Origin of the sequence: Rhizobium sp. WSM1274 (assembly GCF_025200775.1) — a bacterium.
GTDB classification, from domain to species: domain Bacteria; phylum Pseudomonadota; class Alphaproteobacteria; order Rhizobiales; family Rhizobiaceae; genus Rhizobium; species Rhizobium leguminosarum_I.
The window spans coordinates 2,711,267-2,732,147 of record NZ_CP104138.1; the positions used below are offsets into that span (position 1 = coordinate 2,711,267).

A 20,881-nucleotide genomic window follows, 5' to 3' on the forward strand; every position below is an offset into this window, starting at 1 on the left:
GGCTATTTCTCCGTGAGAGTAAGGCCCTGGACGAGATAGCGCTGCAGCAGCGCGATCATCGCGAGCGGAAATATGGAAACGATGACGGCGCCGGCCATGATCATCGGAAAGTCGGGAATCTCTCCGTCCGAATCCGGCACGAGCCGCGCCAGCCCGACGACGGCGGTCTGCATGTCTGACGTCGAGGCGGCGACCAGCGGCCAGAGATATTGCGTCCAGCCGCTGAGGAAGGTCAGCACGAAAAGCGCGCCGAAACTGGTACGCGACAAGGGCAGCAGGATATCGAAAAGGAAGCGGATCGGCCCCGCCCCATCCATGCGCGCCGCTTTGAGCAGATCCTTGGGCAAGGTGAGGAAGAACTGGCGGAACAGGAAGGTGCCGGTGCCATGCGCCACAAGCGGCGCGATCAGTCCGAAATGCGTGTTCAGCACGCTCCATTCAAGCTTTACCGGCGCGCCGAAGACTTGGGCGATCAGCCCGTTCAAACCGGTGATATCGAGCAGCGCGTTAACCGGCGAAAACACGTTCGACGCGGCCTGGTAGGTGGTGATGACGCGGATCTCGATTGGCAGCATGATGGTCGCCAGAATCAGCGCGAAGACCACACCCGCCCAGCGAACACGGAAATAGACGATGGCATAGGCCGACAGAAGCGACAGGACGCAGGTCGCGAATGCGTCGCCGAAGGCGACCACCAGACTGTTCAGCATCTGGATCGGGATGTGCGTCTCGGTGAAGATGTGCGCCGCATTGGCGAAAAACTGGTCGCCGGGATACCAGGCGAGCCCGTTGCGCAACATGAATTCATAGGATTGCGAGGCTGTCGTCAGGGTCAGGTACAGCGGCCCGAGGATATAGACGATGCCGACGATGAGGACGAGGCTGGCTGCGATATTGAGGGAACGTGCGTTTTCGATCATGGGGTCACCGCTCGTAGTTGATGCGCCGGCCGAGGAAGAGGAATTGGGCGGCGGTGAGGAGGACGACGAAGACCATCAGGATCGCCGTCTGGGTCGAGGCGCCGGAGAGGTCGTAGCCGCTGAAACCGTCGGTGTAGATTTTGTAGACGAGCAACGTGGTGGCCCCGCCCGGACCACCACGGGTGATCGTATCGATCAGCGCGAAGGCCGAGGTGACACTTTCGGTGAACTCAAGCACCAGCGTCAGGAAGAGCTGCGGCATGATGAGCGGCAGTTGCACGTCGAAAATCCGCCGCCACGGCCCCGCCCCATCCATTGCGGCTGCCTGGTGCATGGTCTTCGGGATCGACTGCAGTCCAGCGAGCAGAATGACGAAATTGAACGGGATGCCGCCCCAGACATGCGCTGCGATCAGCGTGATGAAGGCATCCGTGCCGTCGATGCCGGGCGCCCAGATGCCCGGAAAGGCTGAGTTGAGTGGCGCGAGCACGCCGACGAACGGATTGAAGATGAAAGCGAAGACGACGCCGATCGAAGCGCCGGCAACCCCCTTCGGCCAGACCAGCACATTGCGCGCCGGCAACGACAGGCGGATCTTCCGGTCGGCCGCGAACGCAAGGATCAGCGGGACCACCACCGCGAGTGAGGAGGCGGTGACCATGAAGACGATGGTGCGCCAACAGCCCTCCCAGAACTCCGGATCGGAGAACACCCGGGCGAAATTGTCCCAGCCGACGAACATCGAACCGCCACCGAAGGGGCGTTCGAGGAAGAATGACCAGTAGAAGGCCTGAAAAACAGGCACGTAGAAGAAAAATGCGATCAGCAGCATGAGCGGCGCCACCAGCAAAAGCGGCAGCCAGCGATGGCTGAAGAGAGAAGATTCCGACATCATGGAGAAGCCCTGCATTGGGAGGACCGGCATGGGTGTATGGGTCACATGCCGGACACGGGAGCACGCGCGCCCGTGCGCGGGACGTCCAAACGTCCCGCGCGTGAGATGTCGGGATCACTGCATCTTCACGCCCTTGTAGGTCTGCTCGAAGCGACGCAGCAGCTCGTCGCCACGCCTCTTGGCGTTGTCGAGCGCCACCTGCATGGTCTCCTGGCCGGCAAATGCCTTCTGGGTCTCTTCCATGAACACCTGGCGGAACTGTACGTAGAAGCCTAGACGGATGCCGCGGGTATCCGGCGTGCGCGGCTGGTTCATCGATTCGATGCCGACGGCCGCCGTCGCATATTTCGGCGAGTTCGCCTCGCCGCTCTTGGCGATCGCATCCATCACGTCGTTGGTGACGGGGACGTAGCCGGTGGCCGCGGTCAGAAACATCTGCTGTTCGGGACGGCGCAGGAAGTCGAGGAAGGCCTTGGCACCTTCGATCTCGGCTTTGTCGTGACCTTTCATGATGTAGATCGAGGCGCCGCCGACAAAGGTGTTGTGTCGCTCGTAGCCATCATACATCGGCGCCATGCCGATGCTGAGCTCGTATTTGCCTTCGAACGCCTTCGCCGAGGCGGTATAGGAACCCGAGGAATTCTCCATCATGGCGCATTCGCCGGTGTTGAAGGCGGCGGTGAAGTTGCCGGCCTTGGTATCGGCATTGAGCTTGACGAGGCCTTCCTTGCGCCAGTCGATCAGATTCTGGAGATGCTTGGCGGCGAAGGTCGTGTTGAACACATATTCGGCGTCGAGACCGTCATAGCCGTTATGCTTTGAGGCGATCGGCAGGCCATGGCGGGCGGAAAACTGTTCGAGCACGCGCCATGTATCGCCATCGGTGGTGAAGGGGCAGGCATTACCTGAAGCCTTAAGCTTGCGGGCGGCCTCGATGATCTCTTCCCAGGTCGCAGGCGTCTTGGTGATGCCGGCTTTCTCAAGCTCGGTCTTGTTGGTGTAGAACAGTAACGTCGAGGCATTGTAGGGCTGCGCGAAAAGCGCGCCACCGGAGGTTTCGTAGTAGGCCCGCGCGCCAGCGATATAATTGCCCCACTTGACCTCGGGCAGCTCCGCCTGGACCGGCACGACGGCATCTGACAGCATCAGGTCGAGCGTGCCGGCGTCGAAGAACTGGATGAGGACGGGATGGTTGTTGGCACGGAAGGCGGCGATTGCCTTCTGCATCGACACTTCGTAGCTGCCCTGGCCGACGCAGGTGATGTGATGCTCCGATTGTGCGGCATTGAAAGCGCTGCACTGGTCCTGGATCGCCTTTTCGACGACGCCCGTATTGCCGTACCAGAATTCGATATTAGCGGCCTGCGCCGAACATGCGCCCGCCATCAGCGCGGCCGCAGCCGCCAGAATGGAAATCTTCATCTTGCCCTCACCTGATTTGATTGGCCGGCCTCCAGCGCCGACGCCGTGACAGCACTTTATTACACATCACGTGTAACAATTTGGTGACGGGCGCAAGCCGCTTGTCGCAAAGCAGGGCTGCTGCTATAGCGCATGGACGCAAGTACTGGAGACAACAGCAATAATTACTACACGCCTATAGTAATTATTGACGAAGGAAGTGCTGATATGACCTATTTCCCGGAGCCGCTGATCGCCCAGCACTTCCTTCGCGAAGGCGGGGGCGTCGTCTCCTCGAACGAACGCGATCTGCTGAGGTTGATCTGGCGTCACCCCGGCCTGTCGCGCTCCGAAGTCACCGGCCACACCGACCTCACCCAGCAATCCGTCTACCGGATCATCGACCAGTTGGAGGAACGCGCCATCATTTCCTTCGGTTCGCCGAAACCCGGCGCCGGTCGTGGCCAGCCGAGCCCAACGCTCCGGCTTAACGGTCGCTACGCCTATTCCTGCGGCATCTCGGTCAATACCGACGTGATTGGCATCTGCCTGATGGATATATCTGGCAAGGTGCTGGCCGAAAGCAGCATCATCCTGCGGGAACGTTCGATGGCCCAGTCGCTCGATCTCGTCCTGGAGCAGCTGGTCGAACACCAGAGAGAGAACGACCTCTCCGAGGAGACTTTCTTCGGGATCGGCTTTGCCATCGCCGGTTTCCACGTCAGCGGCACCCGCTACAACGCCCCGCTGCCGCTGCACGAGTGGTCGCTCATCGAACTTGGGCCGCTACTGTCGGAATTTTTCGGCAAGCCGGTCTGGGTGCACAATGGCGGCAAGGCGGGAACGGTCGCCGAATCCATGTTCGGCGCCGGCCGCTATATCAGGCACTTCGCTTATCTGAGCTTCAACTACGGCTTCGGCGGCGGCCTGGTCAGCAACGGCGAGCTGCTGCATAACGGCATCGGCAATGCCGGCGAATTCTCGGGCATGTACGACGCCGAGGAGAATAAGCGCCGGCCGGCTTTGCAATATCTGATCGAAAACCTCACCCGCAATGGCGTCGACGTTCCCTCGATCAGCTACATGCGCAAGCATTTCGACCCGAAATGGCCAGGCGTCGTGGAATGGGTGGACGAGGTGGCGCCTGCCTATAGCCGCCTCATCAACGCGATCTGGGCGATCTTCGATCCGCAAGGGATCGTCTTCGGCGGCCAAATTCCCTCCGCCCTGGCACAGCTTTTGATCGACCGCACCGAGATCTTCGACCGCCCCCGTTACGGCGTGCCACGCCCTCGCCCGAAGCTGATCATCTCCGAGATAGCAAGCGACGCATCGGCTATGGGAGCCGCCATCGCCCCGTTCAAATCGGCCTATTATTGATCCGAGCGACTTCGCCGCCGTCGGCAGAAATCGATTCCCTCTCGGCCTCTTACGGCAACTCTCTCTGCTTCCGCTTGAGGAAATCACGCATTTTCCCTCGAAACGCGAAGCAGGCGATTTTCGGCCGCGCGGTCCTGCGCTATGATCTGATTCTGGCGCAGCCCACGCCTCCCCCCTCCGTCGGGAAAGCAGACGTCATGCGGGGCCACCTGAACCGAGCCGACTGTTCGAGCATCTTGCATAAGGAGGGATTGCGAAAACCGCTCGCAATAGGAGGTTTATGAATGAAGATGTCTGCGCCTATCTATCACCTGAAGCGTAAAGCCAGAAAGCTTTCCCGAGCCGAGGACATGCCCTTGCACCAGGCGCTCGACCGCATAGCCCTGGAAGAAGGCTACGGCGGCTGGAGCCTGCTTGCGGCAAAAGCAGCGGCGGAAGCACCCGCCGGCAAGCTGTTTCAGCAATTGCGGCCCGGCGATCTCCTGCTCGTCGGCGCCCGGCCCGGCCACGGCAAGACCCTGATGGGGCTCGAACTCGCCGTCGAGGCGATGAAATCAGGCCGTCCAGGTGTGTTCTTCTCGCTGGAATATACGGAAGAGGATATTGTCGATCGCTTCCGCGCCATCGGTGTCGACCGGGCACGATTCGAGCGTCTGTTCGAATTCGACGGCTCCGATGCTATCAGCTCCGCCTACATCGCCGAGAGACTGGCGGCCGCACCGCGCGGCACGCTCGTCGTCATCGACTATCTACAACTGCTCGACCAGAGGCGGGAGAACCCCGAACTCTCCGTCCAGGTCCGCACTCTGAAGGCTTTCGCCCGCGAGCGCGGCTTGATCGTGGTCTTCATCTCCCAGATCGATCGATCCTACGAGCGATCGCAAAAGCCCCTGCCTGATATCGCCGATATCAGGCTGCCGAACCCGCTCGACTTGAAACTGTTCGACAAGATGTGCTTCTTGAACAACGGCCAGGTGGCATTTCAGGCTGCGCGATAAGGACCTGCCGTGACCCCGTCGCGGGCCCGCGGGACCTTGCCCTGCCACGCCGGTTTTATCATACTGCCCGACATGAGCGGATATCAGAGCCCTGTCGATTTCTACATGCGCCCCGGCCCGATGACATCGGCCGGGTCGCATGCCCCTGCCCTTGCTGCGCTCAAGGGCGTCGAAACCGTTGCTGCGGCCGTGCAAGGCGCGCTGCTGCATGAAGCCTGGGCTCCGCACTACAATCAGCCGCTCACCCCGGCGCGAAGGGCGCAGTCACACACGCGGCCGGCGCGAGAGATACTCGATACGATCATGGAAATCGATCCCGCCCCGCTCGACATCCCGCGCCCACCGGAGAAGCGCAGCATCGGCGTGTGCCGCCATTTCACCGTTCTCGCCTGCGCGGCACTCAAGGCCCAGAGCGTCCCGGCGCGTGCCCGCTGCGGCTTCGGCATGTATTTCGAGGTCGGTAAGGGCATCGATCACTGGATCGCCGAATATTGGGACGGAGAGCGCTGGATCTCTGCGGACTTCCAGATCGACGATCGTCAGCGCGCCGCCTTGCAGCTCGATTTCGATCCCCTCGACCAGCCGCCGGGCAAATTCCTCAGCGCTGGCGAAACCTGGCAGCGCTGCCGCGCCCGCTCCGCCGACCCCGCCAGTTTCGGCATCTTCGACGAGTCGGGCCTATGGTTCATCGCGATGAATCTCGTGCGCGACTTCGCCGCCCTCAACAATATGGAGATGCTTCCCTGGGACAATTGGGGAGCGATGCCGCAGCCCGAGGAAGAAATATCTCCGGATGGATTGGCGCATTTCGATCGTCTCTCCGCCCTGACGACCGACGTGGACGAACGCTTCGGGGAGCTGCGGGCGCTCTACCAGTACGATGCCGGACTGCGCGTGCCGGCGCAGGTCTTCAATGGCGTGCGCAAGCAACTGGAGGATATCGGCGGCGCGTGATCACGCAATGAGACTATCATCGGTCGGTGCATGACACGTTCGCGCGCTACACCGCCGTAGGCACACTATTCCTGTACTCGTCATAGGGACAATTCCTGTACTCGTCATAGGAACATCGTCTCTTGTCAGATCGGCTTGATTTCACCCCAGACAATCCCGGTGCGGACAATGAAGCTCAACCGATCATCAGTCGAATAAGAGCGCAACAGCTCCGAGAGTTCCGCGTCAAAGCTTGCGATCTGGTCGCCGAGTTTCGAAGGTGCAAACGTATCGCGCGAATGCTGGCAGGAGATGAAATCCGCGACGCTCGGCTCAAAGGGACGCTCTGACACGAACTGTTCGCTGCCGCAGAGGTTGAGATAGCTCTGGTAGCTTCGCATGCCCTCGGACCTCTTGTCGTGATCGAAAGGCTGACCCTTGACCTCCGGCACCCACTTCCGCAGGAAAGAATGCCAATCCGATTGCCATGGAGGTTCGAACGGGTCGTCTCCGGAAATCACGGCCATGACGTGACCTGCTGTGGCGTTTGCCAAAAGATGCGGAAACAGCCTGCCATGATCCATCCAGTGGATGCTTGCCGCTGCGACCGTCAGGTCGAAAGATTCACCGCCGGTCGGGAAGTCCTCGCCGAAACTTTCTACCCACCGGATATTCAGCGCGTTACCGCCCGGCAGCGATCTGCCGAGAGCGATCATCTGCTCCGAGAGATCAACCGCCGTGACTGTTGTAAACGCACCCGCCAGCGGGCGGGAGATTTTTCCAGGCCCGCAACCAATATCCAGGAGATGCTGTGATCGCGGCGCAATTGCCAGAAGCTTTCGAAATACGGCATCGGGGTAAGGTGGCCGATACCGGTAATTTGCGACAACGTCGATTTCCGAAAAGGAAGAGCCCCTGCGCTGATCCATCAAAAACTCCATGCTCTCGCCGCATAAGCAGAGGCTGCAACACGCGTTTATGTCAATTGGTTTTCATCGATCCAGCCATCCGGTTCCGATTGTCTTCCGGCCCCAAACTGTGCCATGACGCATCAACTCCCAGACGCAACAGACCAAGGTGCGGCATCGGCATGAAGAAGATCGGTTTCCTCTCGTTCGGACACTGGACGCCCTCGCCCCAATCGCAGACGCGCTCGGCCGGCGACGCGCTGCTGCAGTCGATCGACCTTGCCGTCGCGGCCGAGGAGCTCGGCGCCGACGGAGCGTATTTTCGCGTGCATCATTTCGCCCGACAGCTGGCCGCACCCTTCCCGCTGCTATCAGCCGTCGGCGCGAGAACCAAGCGGATCGAGATCGGCACCGCCGTCATCGACATGCGCTACGAGAACCCGCTTTATATGGCCGAGGATGCCGGTGCGGCCGACCTCATCGCCGGCGGCCGCCTGCAGCTCGGCATCAGCCGCGGTTCGCCCGAACAGGTGATCGATGGCTGGCGCCATTTCGGTTATGCCCCGCCAGAGGGCCAGAGCGAGGCCGATATGGCCCGCCATCACGCCGAAGTCTTCCTCGAAGTGCTGCGCGGCGAAGGATTTGCCAAACCGAACCCACGGCCGATGTTTCCAAACCCGCCCGGCCTCCTGCGCCTAGAGCCGCATTCCGAGGGCCTGCGCGAGCGGATCTGGTGGGGCGCAAGCTCGAATGCCACCGCCGTTTGGGCAGCCAAGCTCGGCATGAACCTGCAGAGTTCGACGCTGAAGGACGATGAGACGGGCGAACCCTTCCACGTCCAGCAGGCCGACCAGATTCGCGCATACCGCGAGGCCTGGAAAGAAGCCGGCCACACGCGCCAGCCGCGCGTCTCGGTCAGCCGCAGCATCTTCGCACTGGTCGACGACCGCGACCGCGCCTATTTCGGCTATGGCAACGACGGTGAAGACAAGATCGGCTTCATCGACGAGAAGACCCGGGCGATCTTCGGCCGCAGCTACGCCGCAGAGCCCGACGCCCTGATCAAGCAACTCGCCGAAGACCAAGCCATCGCCGAGGCAGACACTCTGCTGCTGACCGTCCCCAACCAGCTCGGCGTCGACTACAACGCCCATGTCATTGAAGCGATCCTCACCCACGTCGCGCCTGCGATGAGTTGGCGCTGACGCCGCGGCACGACAGGCTGTCTTCGCCGGCTACAGCGCCGCGCGTCTTTTCGGACGCGCAAAGGACGCTGTAACACTTTGAATTGCTCCAGCACGCTACGGCTCATGCGCCGTTCGATTTGCCGCGGCCATTTTCCCCATGGCCTGCTGGATAGCCGAGAAGAACAGCGCCGTCGTGATCCCGAACATCATCAGCCCATTGGCTGCCTGCAGCGGCGCAAGCAGCCGGATACGGCCATCTAGCACCACGTCGCCATAACCGAGCGACGTGAAGGTGACGCCCGAAAAATACATGGCAGTTTCGAAGTCCTCGAAGGCACCGAGCACGCGATATAGCAGTGCCCAGAAAGCGACCTGGAGGATATTGCCCAGCATGAGCACGATCATCAGAACCGAGAACTGCACGAAGATCGTCCGCCAGGGCTTTCGGCCAACGGGCTGTGCGCGAGCATGAACAAAATAACGCGCCGCCAGCAATGAAGCCGCTGCCTGCAGCACGAGGCATATCGACATCGCAAGCAGCCCGAGGCCAATGACTGTAATCATAGGGCCGGACCCTCGATCCGGGGTCCGTCCTCGACCGGGCGCTCATGCAGCCATTCCATCAGCAACACGAAGCCGACGGCCAGCAGCACGGGGCCGACAAATATGCCGAGAAGGCCATCGGCTATCATCCCTCCGATGACACCGACCAGGATGACCGGCATTGGCACATCAGATCCACGACCGAGCATCAATGGCTTGAGAAAATTGTCGCTCAGCCCGGCGATGAAAGACCATATGGCGAAGATGATTGCCGGCGTTGTTGCTTCCGTAGCAAAGACATAAGCCATGACAGGCAGCGTCAGCAGCAGCGGCGGTATCTGCACGACTGCCAATAGAAACGTGACGAGCGTCAAGGCACCGGCCGCGGGAAGGCCGATGGCGAAGAAACCAATGCCAACGAGCATCGACTGGATCACCGCCACGCCGACCACGCCGACCGCCACGCTCCGGATCGTTGTGGCGGTCAGATGGATGAGCCGGGCACCCCGCGCCCTGCTGTTGGTGATATGCTCCAGCAGACTGAGGGCAAATGCCGCAGCACCCTTGGCATAGGCGACAAGCACGGCGGCAATCGCGATGGAAAGAACGAAGGACAGGCCGCCAGAGGCCAGGCCGCCGGCGAAGGATGCGAGCCACGCGGCAGGCTTGCTCAGCATCTCTCCGTATTGACGCAGTGCCGAGGGCAGGTTGGCGGCAGCAAGCGACCAGCCCGCCGAGAGCTTCGCTCCGACCACCGGCAGGTCGGCAAGCCGCGTTGGAGGCGGCGGGATCGTGAGGCTGTGGTTCTGCAAGCCGGAAACAAGCCAGTAGATGGAAGACCCAAGCGACGTAATCACGACGAACATCGGCACCAGAACGACGGCAACGCCGACGATCCCGATGAGAGATGCGGACCAGCGATTGCCGATCCGATCGGACAGGCGCAGATGCAAGGGATGAAGCATGACCGCCAGGATCACCGACCAAAGCAGAATGCCGAGGAACGGCACCATGATCCTGGCGCAGACATAGACCAGAAGCGCGACCAGTCCCAATTGAACCGCCACATGGATGATAGACGGTCTCGACGGCGCGAGATCGACATTCGATGCGCTGTACGTCATTTTCCCCTCCCGGTCCGGAATCTCCGCAAATGAGCGAAACCGGACGTTCCCCAATCGGACAACGAAACCTTCCACCCGGTATCGAACCTGCAATTGGTGGTGCGGCGAAGATTTTGCCGACGCCATGAAAGGTCGTCCCCAATGCCCCCATCATACATGACTTTGTGTAAACCGGATACGGTCACTACCGCCGGGCTCTCAAACCCTGGTGTACCTGGCGCGGAACTCGCGGGGACTGCAGCCCTCGTATTCGTGAAAGACACGCGAAAAATAGAACGGGTCATCCAGACCGACCGTGGCGGCGACCGTTTCTATCTTTTCGTCGGTGGTTGCCAGGAGCTGCTTGGCTTGGTCCATCCGCACCCGAAGCTGAAATGCCTTGGGCGGCAGCCCAGTTTCGAGCACGAACCGCCTGCGCAGCGTCGCCGGCGACATGCCGTGCTCGGCGGCGAAGGCTGTAAGGTCCAGCGGTTGCATTGCGCGTTGCCGCAGCGTCTCGACGATTTCGGCCATGTCGGGCCTGTCTCGGCTGATCGGCCGCGCCGCTTGCCTGTCTTGCGGCTGATATGACGATGCGATGCAGCATCAAGGCCGCCGATGCCTGCCCGAGGTTGCTATCGTCGAGCAGGTCGGCATGCAGGATGCCGAATAGCCGCGCCATCTCATCTACGTGAGGTAAGCCCACGACGGGCTGTCGCTCGGTCATGAGCCTCAACCGGACGAAGTCTCGCGTAAACGATCCTTCGAAAAGCGCCCAGCGCTCGTCCCAGCCGCCTTCATCGGGGCCATAGGAATGAACGCGGTTCGGAAACAGCCAGAAGAGGATCGGCCCGGTGAGGCTCAGGTGGCCGCTGGCCGAGGTGTCCAGCCAGCCCTGCCCGCGCTCCACCAGCACGACGGCGAAACTCGGCAATTTCCGGTCCGTCACCGCACGGCGGGCATGCTGCCTGCCACTGCCGGTAACAGCAAGTCCGCCGGCAACGGCAAGCGGCGTCCTATAGATGGCCTCTGGGTCTCTCATGGTGAGCGAAAAGTCCAGCTACGAATTTCCTCTATGTCGGTTGGCGCGCCGGGTCAGGTAATTGATGGTAAGGCAACTCAAGCGACGGAGGAGTGAAATGTCAATTGCTGCGGAGGCCGTGCAGATCCGAAGGCCGGAATTTCCCCTTGCCGCCCATGGCAAAACCTTGCCTGCGGAGCGGACGGGCTGGCTGATGCCGACCGATCCCGCCATCGGCGTCGACGCCATCCGGTGTCGCTACCAGCACGATGGCTATGTCTGGCTAAAAGGCCTTCTGCCGCGGGCCGATGTCATCGATTTCCGCCACTGGGTCTTCGAACGCCTTGCCGAAACCGGACTGGTCGAGCCGGGCAGCGATTTTTCTCTGGGGATCGCGCCTGCCGGTGGCTTCGACAGAAGCCTGGCGGACCGGCGCCTGATGTCGCTCGTCCGCTCCGCCGCCTATGAAGGCTTCTGTGCGCAACCACTGCTCGCCGGCTTTATGGACGATTTCCTGCAGGGCATCTCCTATCTGCACAAGCACAAGATCATGCGCTTCGTCCAGCCGGGATCGCTGACAGCCACGCCCGCCCACTACGATCTCGTCTATCTCCGCGGCGGCACCAGCCGCCTGGTGACGGCCTGGATACCGATCGGCGACACCCCCGCCGAGATGGGCGGCCTGGTCTATCTCGAAGGTTCGCATGCTCTGGGCACCAAGTTGGAAGCCGAATTCAGGGCGGCAAGCGGCGATCTTTCTCCGGAAGAGCAGATCAGTGCCTATAACAGCCACATGAGCGAAGGCGGCTGGGTCTCGAAGGATCTCCCCTACATGGCAGAGCGTTTCGACACCCGCTGGCTCGCCGCCGATTACGAGGCCGGCGACGTGGTGCTCCACTCGCCCTACATGATCCACGCCTCGACCATCAATCAGGACCGCAGCCGGCGGCTGCGCCTCTCCACCGACATAAGATATCAGAATGTCGACGACGAGATCGACGTCCGATGGAACAACCACTGGAGCCTCGGCGACATGCTGTAGCCCGACTTTCCAGTGCCCATCTTTGACCTGCGATCCGGGGCGATGGCTGCTGTAGCAGGTTGATTGGCGAAGGGACGTCTACATAAAGCGAAGCGTGGGGACCTTACTGCCGCGATCGGCGTTGATGTTCCGGGCCTTGAACGATCCCATGATTGCCCGACTTATTGACGTAGCCGAACCGCTCGAGTTGCCTCATGCCGCGTACGAACCTGAACGATATCCTGGTTTTCATGGCCGTCGTCGATGCGGGGAGCTTTATCGCCGGCGGCCAGGCGATGGGCCTGTCCCGTTCCGCGGCAGGCAAGGCGGTCATCCGTCTGGAGGACCGGCTCGGCGCGCGTCTGCTCAACCGCACGACGAGAACGCTGAGCCTGACCGACGAAGGCCGGATGTTCTACGAGCGCGGGCTGCAGATCCTTGCATCGGTCGACGAGGCGGAGGCGAGCGTGGCAGGGCAGAACAGCACGCCGCGAGGTGTTCTCAGGCTCACCGTTCCCGATGCCTTCGGGCGGCTCGTCGTCCTGCCTTTGCTTGAAAAATATCTTCGGGCCTGGGCCGATATCCAGGTTGAAGTGAACTTCACCGATCGCCTGGCCGACATTATCGAGGAAGGCTTCGATCTGGCGATCCGGATCAGCGCAACGACGACGTTGGACACCCGCCTGGTCTCGCGCAGCATCGCCAGCTACAAGGCGCGGCTCTGCGCCTCGCCGTCCTACCTTGCCGAGCGCGGCGAGCCGGGCGATATCGACGATATTACGGCCCACGACTGCCTCATCTTCGCCAGCCGCAATCAAAGGCAGGGCTGGCGCTTTCGCGGCGAAGGCGGTCCCTGGGTCAAAGCGCAAGGGCGCAGCCGTCTGAGGCTCGATAGCGTACAGGCGATCCGCGACGCCGCCCTGGCGGGACTGGGGATTGCCCTCCTTCCCGATTTTCTCGTCGCCGACGATCTCGTCGCCGGGCGCCTCCAGCAGGTCCTGCCCAGCCTCGAAACTGCCGACGCAAAGATCGTCGCTCTCTATCCCGACAAGCGCCTGCTGGAGCCGCGTGTCCGCCGCTTCATCGATCTGATGGTCGAGGAGCTTGGAGACCAGGGCCAGGCACGCAACCGCGACGCTAGCTCTGGGTGATAGCCTTGTCGAATCCGCGAAAGCTTTTCAGCGCCAGGGGAAAGAGGGTAGCGGCGAAATAGGCGAAGCCTGTGAGCGAAAGCGCCGCGGCAAGACCGATCATGCTGATCAGCGCGCCACCGACGAGACCGCCAAAGGGGATGAGAACAAAGCAGAGGGCGGCGTTCATCGCGGTAACGCGGCCGGTCAACGGCTTGGGGATGCGCTCGAAGATCACCGCAGACAGGATCGGATTGAGGAAACCCGATGCAAATCCTGCGGCTGCCAGGGTGATGAAGATGAGGGCGAGCGGCGCATCCAGCGCAACAACGAGAAAACGCGGAAATCCGGTCAGCAGGAATGCCACGGTATAGACCATCAGGCGCGGCATCCGCTCGCCGATCGCAGCGGCAATTGCAGCACCAGCGATCGAGGCGCCGGTGAAGGCCGAAAACATCGCCCCCAGCAATTCCGGGCCATGGCCCGACCTCTGTGTCCAGACGGGCAGCAGCACGGCGTGATAAGCCTGGTCCAGTAGGTTGGTGGTCGCCACCATGGTGGCGATGCTGACAAGCACCACATCGCCGCGCAGAAAGCGCCAGCCTTCCCTGAGATCGCTGAAATAGGAGGACATCCCGCCGGGCCGAGCCTCTGGCGCGCCGCGTGTCGGCCCGGGGATGCCGACTCCCACAATCAGCGCAGCGGCGGCGAAGGTGACGGCATTGACGACGAGCGCCTGCCCCGAGCCGATCAGACCAATCAGCGCGCCGGCGCCGGCTGCCCCCGCCGTCGAGGCCAGCCGCTCGATAGCACCGACGACGCCGGTGACCCGTTCGAGCGGCATGGCCGCCAACGTGGCGATTTCGGGAACCATCGCCTGCTTGGCGGCATCGGAAGGGCCGCGCAGCACGCCCATGGCAAAGACGACAGGCAGGAGCAGCGGCATATCAAGCAGGCCAAAGAGATCGAGCAGCGGCACCAGCCCCACCACGGCCACCGAGGCGGTATCGCAGACGACGGCGATGCGCGTCGGGCCGACGCGGTCGATCAGCGGCCCACTGAGCGCCTTGGCGGCGACATAGGGCAGCATTTCCATCATCGCCGTCAGCCCGGTCAGAACCGGGCTGCCCGTCGTGCTCAGCACCAGCCAGGGAATAGCGATGGTCGACAGCCGCGTGCCGGAAAGCGAAAGCGTCTCGGCTGCGGCAAGCGCCAGGAATGGCCCACCCCTTCTCATGGCTCGTCATCCCCCTCGCGGTGCGGAAGCCGGCCCGGATAGGGAAAGGCGTGCAGCATGATCGAGAACGGAACCATATCCTGGGGTGCCAGCTCTCCCAAAGGCGGAGCCACCCGCATCGCTTCGAGAATGATATCGGTCAGCCGCTTGGTCAGGGCTTCGGCCTGTTCCGCCGTCATCGGAATGATGATGTCGCTGGCCGTACTCGCCTTGCGCCATTCTGCCGGCAGCTCGGCATATTCCTCCAGCGCCTGTTGCATCTGGCCGACCTGCAGCGAGAGTGCGGCCTGGTTGAAGGCGAGATCGAGATCCAGCGTTTCGCCCTCAATCTCGCTTGCCGGCACCGAGGTGAGCTCGTGGCTGGCGCGCCACCAGCGATCGCGCCGCGAAGCATGCGGCGCTTCCTCGATGAAGCCGTATTGGGCAAGCTGACGCAGGTGATAGCTGGTGGCGCCGCTGTTCAACCCGAGCCGCACTGCCAGCTGCGTCGCCGTCGCAGGTCCATCGACCCTGAGCATGCCGAGCATGCGCAATCGGACTGGATGCGCCAGCGCCTTCAGCGCGGTCGGATCGGGCACGACGCGGCTGATAGTGCGGGGTGCGGTGACTGATTGAGCAGGCTGCGGGCGCGGTGTTTTCATGCCGCCAGCCTAGTATTACAAACATATTTTTGCAAATCTTTCTTTGCAAAACTGTCTTGGCTGCCGCAGCTCAATCCGTCGGCAGGGCAAAGACAGCGCAAGGGTCGGCGATGCCGCGCAAGGTGTGCTCTCCGAGCGGCGTCAGCGCCGTCGCCGTATTCGCTGCCACCGTGCCCGAGATCAGCACGCTTCGGCCGAGCGGCTTGCAGAGCCCCTCCAGCCGGCTGACCAGATTGACGGCGGGACCGATGGCGGTAAAATCCAGCCGGTCGGCCGCGCCGATATTGCCCCACAGGATCTCGCCGAAATGCAGTGCTGCGCCGAAGGGCAGCGGCGCCAGCCCCTGCGCCTGGCGCAGCTGATCGAGATGGGCCATGCCGGCACGGCTGGCGGCGACCGCCCGAAGTGCGGCCTCGCAGGCCTCGCGATCCGCTCGGCCTGCGTCGCGCTCGCCTGACGTAGCCGTGACCGGAAAGATCGCCAGCACGCCGTCGCCGATGAATTTCAGCACCTCGCCGCCGAAGGCATGCACTGCGCCGGCGACGCGGTCAAACCAGGCGTCCAGTGCTGATATCATCACGTGAGGTTCGGTCACCTCGGAGAGGGCGGTGAAGTCGCGCAGATCGGCGCAAAGAAGGGCGGCGCGGATGGTCTCGCCGGATCCGCGGGCAAGCGCGCCGGCCTGCACTCGCGCGGCGCTACGGCGGCCGAGATAGGCTTCAAGCAGCGCTGCCCGCGCCTCGCGCGCCGCCAAAGCGGCGAGCGGCGCTGCGGCAAAACGCGCGACCTCGCGCAGCAGGCCAGCCTCGGCCGGGCCGAATGCACCTGCCCCTTCCCCGCTGGAAACCCTCGCCCAGCCGAGCAGCGGGCTGTCCGACCGATTATCCTGCGCAGGCCCGATCCGGTCCTCCCATACCGGCCCGAGCCCGGCCAGCCACTCGCGCCCGGCTTCGCTCCGCGGAGCCGCGGCAAAGGCCAAAGCCTCAATGACAGCGCCGGTCTCCGCCCGCCACAGCCAGGTGCGCCGCGCGATGATCGGATGCGGCACCGACAGCGTCAGCGCGCCGCCCAAAAGCTGCAAGCCATCGGCCAGCAGCCGGCGTCCGAGTTCGGCCAGAAACCATTCGGGACTGGGTGAGGCACCGGCCTCGTCAACCAGCCAGGCAAGGGGAGACGGCAGATCCATGGCTTAACATCGCACGCTGACCGGGGCGGCCGCAAGGATGTCCCCCGGGTGAGCGCAGGCAGCCACTCCGAATGTCCATGAGGACGTTCCCATCGACTCAACCTGTGGCCCCCAAAAGGACGACCGCATCCCCTGTCGAAAACCACCGCGGTGGAAAACAAAAAATAAACACTTTAAACTTGCGCGACTTTGATTCCATTATAAGGTCGTTCATCATCGTGTGATTGAGGGGTGCGATGGGTACGACATTCTGGCCGAAAGATCCGCTGGATGGGAACGACATGACGCTGCTGACGTCGATCCTTCGGCGATGGTGCGAAAGATATCAGGTCGAACTGACGGCGGAGGAGAGCAGCCGCAAGGCGAAGGAACTTGTCGAATGGTTCGAATTCGGCGTCAAGGATCCCGTCGAGCTCGAGGAATTGATCGACGACAAGCACTGGCTCGTCAGCAGGATCTGACCGTAGACAAATCGGGAGGACGCTGCCGGTCAGCGTCGACGAACCTATCTCATCAGAAAAGGCCGGGCGAAATCGCTCCGGCCTTCGTCCATTTTCACCTAAGCGAGACCCTTAATCATCATCATCCCGCCAACGCCGATCGCGATCCCAGCGCCGCTCATGGCGCCAGCGCGGACTATCCCAATCCCGGTGACGCCGCTCCCAGCCCCAGCGGGGCGGACCACCGTAGAAAGCTACCGGCGGCGGGCGTCTCCAGTTTGGCCGGCATTCGCCCCAGCGCGTCAGATGCCAGCCGCGACCGCAGGCGTAGTCGACCTTTGTGACATTGCTTTGCACATTGATTGTCCCAAGCGGCATCGCCTCCGCGGTGCCGAACGAGAGGCTGCCGGCAAGCAAGGCAGCCGCGATAGAAAGTGCCTTCATCGAGAACTCCATTTTCAATCCAGCCACCCCGAGCTTATGGCCGCTAAATTGAACTGGAGATGAATTGCGCGTTCATGTTTGACGCGCGCAGAGAGCGTGGTTGGCCCGCGAGGAAACCGCTCAAGTTCTGCCGTAAAAAGCGTCGGGACCCGGATCACGCCCGGCGGCGACCTCGGTCAGCCGCCCCAGGTAATGCGCCCAGCCTTCCGCATGGCCGGCACATTGCTCGGCGCTCGGCAGGCCGCTATGGGTGAGCCGCAGCAGCGTTCCGCCCCCCTGCTCGATCAGGTCGATCTCGACCAGGCTCGACCCTGGCGGCACCACTTCGCTGCCATCCCAGCCAAAGCTATAGGCAAGGCGATGAACCGGAACCACTTCTCGAAACGAGCCGCGCGCAAAGCGGGCGCCGGTGACGTTGACAAGATAGAGCCCGCCAGGCTGCGGCTCGACCTGCGCCTCCGTTCCCATCCAGCGCAGGATCTTTTCCGGGTCGGTCATCAGCGCGAACACCGCGGCCGGCGGCGCCGCGATATGCGCCTCGCGGTGGACGACGAAGGGGTCTTGCATCTCTCTCTCCCGTGGTTGCCACGGCCCTGCCCGCCTCCGGTGGAGACGGCGCATCCTGTCTTGCCGTGCTATTCTGACGTGAATGTCCTCACTGGATGCATGTAGGCGCAAGCGCATCCTCAGCAAGAGGGCTTGCCCGTCGCGATCAACCAACAAGCGAAATCGCCGCTTCGGAGCCCTGATCCTACATTGGCCGCGAAGCATTTCGACCTATTGCCAGCCCGTCGCCTTCCCCCTATTGTTCGCGCCGTTCTCAGGGCGGGGTGCAAGTCCCTACCGGCGGTATGTAATCAGATTGCGAGCCCGCGAGCGCCTTCTCAGGAAGGGTCAGCAGATCAGGTGAGATGCCTGAGCCGACGGTCATAGTCCGGATGAAAGAGAACGTGCGTTCCTGCCGCCCTTGCGGCTGTCGGGGACGTTCGTGATCGCCTTGGGTGATGTGTCTTTTCGCCAAAGGAGATTACCATGGCACCCACCCGCTATGCCTTCATCAAAGCCAGCTGGCACGCCGACATCGTCGACCGCGCCCTTGATGGCTTTCATCAGCTTATTCCGCCCGAGCAGATCGATGTGTTCGATGTTCCCGGCGCATTCGAGATGCCGCTGCTGTCGCGCGATCTTGCGGCAACTGGACGCTATGCCGCTGTCGTTGCCGCCGCCTTCGTCGTCGATGGCGGAATCTACCGCCACGAATTCGTCGCCCAGGCCGTCGTCGATGGGCTGATGCGCGCCGGCATGGATACCGGCGTGCCGGTGCTGTCGGTGTCGCTGACGCCGCATCAGTATCAGGAAACCGAGCATCACAAGCAGATCTACCGCGCACATTTCGTCGAGAAAGGGCGCGAGGCAGCAAAGGCGGCTCTGACGATCGGCAAAACCCGCGCCGCCCTTGCTGCGTAGGAACTTCCTGCACGCCGGCTCGACGAGCCGCAGGACGACAGACGAAGTGGCGGGGGACCGACCCCGCCGCCTCATCGGATCGACATGACCTCACCAACCGCAGGAATGAAAGCGACGCGCCGTGTGTCGCAGCGGAATCCGCTAATACCGGCCAAATCAGACAGAATAATTGATTCGACGACCCCACCGCGCCGTGGTCAACTTGGCCCGTCACGTGTCCGCAATTCTCAAGACATCCAGAACCCAAGGAGCTTAAGATGAGCAATGCACTGCGCAGCGAAACCCCCATCGAGACCCCGAGAACTCAGCCCGTCGACACCAAGCTCGAGGTGGTCGTCATCCCCGTTTCCGACGTCGACCGCGCCAAACGTTTTTACGACGGGCTGGGTTGGCGGCTCGACGCCGACTTCGCCAATGATGCCGATTTCCGGGTGATCCAGTTTACCCCGCCCGGCTCCGGCTGCGCGATCATCTTCGGCAAGAACGTCACCGCCGCAGCCCCCGGCTCAGCCCAGGGGCTTTATCTTATCGTCTCCGACATCGAGGCCGCCCGCCGCGATCTCATCGCCCGCGGCGTCGAGGTGAGCCAAGTGTTCCATGACGCGGCCGGCATCTATGCCGGCAAGGACGAGCCCTATCTGTTCGGGCGGCTGCGGATCGCCGGCCGCGATCCCGATCACCGCAGCTATCGCTCCTTTGCATCTTTCAAGGATCCCGACGGCAACGGCTGGCTGTTCCAGGAGGTCACCACGCGGTTGCCGGGACGCATCGATGCCGACGAGACGAAATTCACGACGTCGACAGACCTTGCGTCTGCGCTGCGCCGCGCGGCGACCGCTCACGGTGAACACGAGAAACGGAACGGCGGCAAACACGACGAGAACTGGCCGGACTGGTACGCCGAATACATGGTCAGCGAACAAGCCGGCAAGCAACTGCCCTTATAGGCAATGGCGGCGACATCCTCTGAGAAGCAACGGCATTTCGGTATGGCGCGCCCATGCCGAAATGCTCTATCGTGTCTTAGCCTAACATTACCGATCTCCTTGCCGGCGTCAGATCGAGTACCGGGATCCGCCAGAAGCCGTCATTGGGACGCGGGAGACATCTGCGACGTTACCCAACCGGAAAATGCGAGCATGGCCGCTGTTGGCGGCCTCGATTGAAGTCGGGTTAGCCATTAGCTCCCCAACGATATGGTGGTAGCAAAAGGTTGTCTGATAGCCCCCGAGGATAGGTGTCTGGAAAACATCGAAGGCGGGGCCAGAGCGATCCCCAGTCCTTGCAGGGCCGCCTCCATCATCGCCAGGGAAGAGTCGAAGACGATGCCTGCGTTTATCTGGGGCGCCGGAGGAACGTTCGCTGCGACAAACCAGGTGCTCCATTCGTCCGCCCTATAGCTCCGCAAAAGCGTCGCCTCGACCAGGTCTGCAGGCCGCCTCAAACGCTCGGCCAATTTGGGCGTGCACAGAGGAGAGAGCGGAGCGTCGAACAGACGCAGCGCTTCTGTGCCATGCCAGGAACCGCTGCCGAAGCGAATGGCAAAGTCCAGTCCCTCGGCCGCCATATCGATGCGATTATTGTTTGTCGAAATGCGCACATCGATGAACGGGTGCTGCCGTTGAAAATCCGAAAGCCTTGGCAACAACCAGCCGACGGCAAACGTCCCGACCACGCCAAGGAACAGCAATTCCCGCACCTGCCCGGCTTCAATCCGGTCCAACGTGATCGCCATCTGATCGAAGGAATTGGTCAAGGTCGGCAAAAGAGCTTCGCCTTCTGCGGTGATTTTCAAGCCTCTTGGGAGGCGCTGAAAAAGCGCAGCCCCCAATCGCCTCTCCAGGCTTTTGACCTGTTGGCTTACAGCGGCCTGGGTAACGCAAAGCTCAATCGCGGCACGGGTAAAGCTGAGATGTCTTGCCGATGCTTCGAAGGCCCTCAAGCCATTTAAAGGGAGGAATTGCCGAACCATCTTAGCCCTAGATTTTCTTGGATCTCCTCCGAGATATCATCGTTTGCTGCCGCA

General features: G+C 62.1%; 20 protein-coding genes, 2 pseudogenes and 1 riboswitch. Of the genes and pseudogenes, 9 read left to right on the forward strand and 13 right to left on the reverse strand.

Features of this window, described 5'->3' with window-relative positions; genetic code table 11:
• Positions 1-2 precede the first annotated feature (2 nt).
• The 3 genes from N2600_RS13715 to N2600_RS13725 form a co-directional block, all read right to left on the reverse strand.
• On the reverse strand, positions 3-920 hold the full coding sequence (locus N2600_RS13715; RefSeq protein WP_222384051.1) for an ABC transporter permease subunit: 918 nt from the start codon (positions 918-920) through the stop codon (positions 3-5).
• A gap of 4 nt (positions 921-924) precedes the next feature.
• On the reverse strand, positions 925-1,815 hold the full coding sequence (locus N2600_RS13720; RefSeq protein WP_260296520.1) for a carbohydrate ABC transporter permease: 891 nt from the start codon (positions 1,813-1,815) through the stop codon (positions 925-927).
• Between the two features lie 114 nt (positions 1,816-1,929).
• Positions 1,930-3,237 carry an extracellular solute-binding protein gene (locus tag N2600_RS13725; RefSeq protein WP_222384049.1) on the reverse strand — a complete coding sequence of 436 codons (1,308 nt, stop codon included), beginning with the start codon at positions 3,235-3,237 and terminating at the stop codon, positions 1,930-1,932.
• A gap of 207 nt (positions 3,238-3,444) precedes the next feature.
• Here N2600_RS13725 and N2600_RS13730 point away from each other — a divergent pair, with 207 nt between their 5' ends.
• From N2600_RS13730 to N2600_RS13740, 3 genes are all read left to right on the forward strand, one after another.
• Complete coding sequence (locus N2600_RS13730; RefSeq protein ID WP_222384048.1) at positions 3,445-4,596, forward strand: ROK family transcriptional regulator; 1,152 nt, start codon at positions 3,445-3,447, stop codon at positions 4,594-4,596.
• Positions 4,597-4,880: 284 nt separating this feature from the next.
• On the forward strand, positions 4,881-5,594 hold the full coding sequence (locus N2600_RS13735) for a DNA helicase (protein WP_222384047.1): 714 nt from the start codon (positions 4,881-4,883) through the stop codon (positions 5,592-5,594).
• Positions 5,595-5,666: 72 nt separating this feature from the next.
• Positions 5,667-6,548: a transglutaminase-like domain-containing protein gene (locus N2600_RS13740; RefSeq protein ID WP_222384046.1), complete on the forward strand. Its 882-nt coding sequence runs from the start codon at positions 5,667-5,669 to the stop codon at positions 6,546-6,548.
• A gap of 125 nt (positions 6,549-6,673) precedes the next feature.
• Here the strand turns inward: N2600_RS13740 and N2600_RS13745 are convergent, their stop codons facing one another.
• Entirely contained in the window at positions 6,674-7,456 is a 783-nt protein-coding gene (locus N2600_RS13745; RefSeq protein WP_260296521.1) for a class I SAM-dependent methyltransferase, read from the reverse strand.
• Positions 7,457-7,617: 161 nt separating this feature from the next.
• On the opposite strand from N2600_RS13745, the gene N2600_RS13750 reads away from it, so the two are divergent.
• Complete coding sequence (locus N2600_RS13750; RefSeq protein WP_260108975.1) at positions 7,618-8,640, forward strand: LLM class flavin-dependent oxidoreductase; 1,023 nt, start codon at positions 7,618-7,620, stop codon at positions 8,638-8,640.
• 96 nt (positions 8,641-8,736) lie between these two features.
• On the opposite strand, the gene N2600_RS13755 is transcribed toward N2600_RS13750, so the two are convergent.
• From N2600_RS13755 to N2600_RS13765, 3 genes and pseudogenes are all read right to left on the reverse strand, one after another.
• On the reverse strand, positions 8,737-9,186 hold the full coding sequence (locus N2600_RS13755) for a potassium channel family protein (protein WP_222384044.1): 450 nt from the start codon (positions 9,184-9,186) through the stop codon (positions 8,737-8,739).
• Entirely contained in the window at positions 9,183-10,289 is a 1,107-nt protein-coding gene (locus N2600_RS13760; protein ID WP_260108977.1) for an AI-2E family transporter, read from the reverse strand. Before N2600_RS13760 ends, N2600_RS13755 begins: the two co-directional genes overlap by 4 nt.
• A gap of 198 nt (positions 10,290-10,487) precedes the next feature.
• Positions 10,488-11,310, reverse strand: a pseudogene (locus N2600_RS13765) (AraC family transcriptional regulator).
• Between the two features lie 97 nt (positions 11,311-11,407).
• Here N2600_RS13765 and N2600_RS13770 point away from each other — a divergent pair.
• Both N2600_RS13770 and N2600_RS13775 read left to right on the forward strand, forming a co-directional pair.
• Positions 11,408-12,331 carry a phytanoyl-CoA dioxygenase family protein gene (locus N2600_RS13770; protein ID WP_260296522.1) on the forward strand — a complete coding sequence of 308 codons (924 nt, stop codon included), beginning with the start codon at positions 11,408-11,410 and terminating at the stop codon, positions 12,329-12,331.
• Between the two features lie 194 nt (positions 12,332-12,525).
• Complete coding sequence (locus N2600_RS13775; protein ID WP_260296523.1) at positions 12,526-13,461, forward strand: LysR family transcriptional regulator; 936 nt, start codon at positions 12,526-12,528, stop codon at positions 13,459-13,461.
• Here the strand turns inward: N2600_RS13775 and N2600_RS13780 are convergent.
• From N2600_RS13780 to N2600_RS13790, 3 genes are all read right to left on the reverse strand, one after another.
• Positions 13,448-14,677, reverse strand: coding sequence for an MFS transporter (locus tag N2600_RS13780; RefSeq protein ID WP_260108979.1), 1,230 nt, complete (start codon positions 14,675-14,677; stop codon positions 13,448-13,450). The two genes, N2600_RS13775 and N2600_RS13780, sit on opposite strands and share 14 nt — an antisense overlap.
• On the reverse strand, positions 14,674-15,318 hold the full coding sequence (locus N2600_RS13785) for an ArsR/SmtB family transcription factor (RefSeq protein ID WP_222384039.1): 645 nt from the start codon (positions 15,316-15,318) through the stop codon (positions 14,674-14,676). The genes N2600_RS13780 and N2600_RS13785 overlap by 4 nt, the downstream gene beginning before the upstream one ends.
• Positions 15,319-15,388: 70 nt before the next feature.
• Positions 15,389-16,504, reverse strand: a complete 1,116-nt coding sequence (locus N2600_RS13790) for an adenylate/guanylate cyclase domain-containing protein (RefSeq protein ID WP_222384038.1) — start codon at positions 16,502-16,504, stop codon at positions 15,389-15,391.
• 236 nt (positions 16,505-16,740) lie between these two features.
• On the opposite strand from N2600_RS13790, the gene N2600_RS13795 reads away from it, so the two are divergent.
• Positions 16,741-16,965 (forward strand): hypothetical protein, encoded by a 225-nt coding sequence (locus N2600_RS13795; protein WP_162116089.1) that lies wholly within the window; start codon positions 16,741-16,743, stop codon positions 16,963-16,965.
• A 111-nt stretch (positions 16,966-17,076) separates the two neighbouring features.
• Here N2600_RS13795 and N2600_RS13800 read toward each other — a convergent pair whose 3' ends face one another.
• Positions 17,077-17,388, reverse strand: a complete 312-nt coding sequence (locus tag N2600_RS13800; RefSeq protein WP_222384037.1) for a GCG_CRPN prefix-to-repeats domain-containing protein — start codon at positions 17,386-17,388, stop codon at positions 17,077-17,079.
• A 120-nt stretch (positions 17,389-17,508) separates the two neighbouring features.
• Positions 17,509-17,955, reverse strand: coding sequence for an SRPBCC family protein (locus N2600_RS13805; RefSeq protein WP_017964945.1), 447 nt, complete (start codon positions 17,953-17,955; stop codon positions 17,509-17,511).
• A 245-nt stretch (positions 17,956-18,200) separates the two neighbouring features.
• A riboswitch (FMN riboswitch) is annotated at positions 18,201-18,342 on the forward strand.
• A gap of 78 nt (positions 18,343-18,420) precedes the next feature.
• Here N2600_RS13805 and N2600_RS13810 point away from each other — a divergent pair.
• Both N2600_RS13810 and N2600_RS13815 read left to right on the forward strand, forming a co-directional pair.
• Positions 18,421-18,855 carry a 6,7-dimethyl-8-ribityllumazine synthase gene (locus tag N2600_RS13810; protein ID WP_222384036.1) on the forward strand — a complete coding sequence of 145 codons (435 nt, stop codon included), beginning with the start codon at positions 18,421-18,423 and terminating at the stop codon, positions 18,853-18,855.
• 257 nt (positions 18,856-19,112) lie between these two features.
• A complete protein-coding gene (locus N2600_RS13815) occupies positions 19,113-19,802 on the forward strand; it encodes a VOC family protein (protein WP_162116086.1) in 690 nt (229 codons plus the stop codon).
• A 140-nt stretch (positions 19,803-19,942) separates the two neighbouring features.
• Here N2600_RS13815 and N2600_RS13820 read toward each other — a convergent pair.
• A pseudogene (locus tag N2600_RS13820) lies at positions 19,943-20,827 on the reverse strand (LysR family transcriptional regulator).
• Between the last annotated feature and the right edge of the window lie 54 nt (positions 20,828-20,881).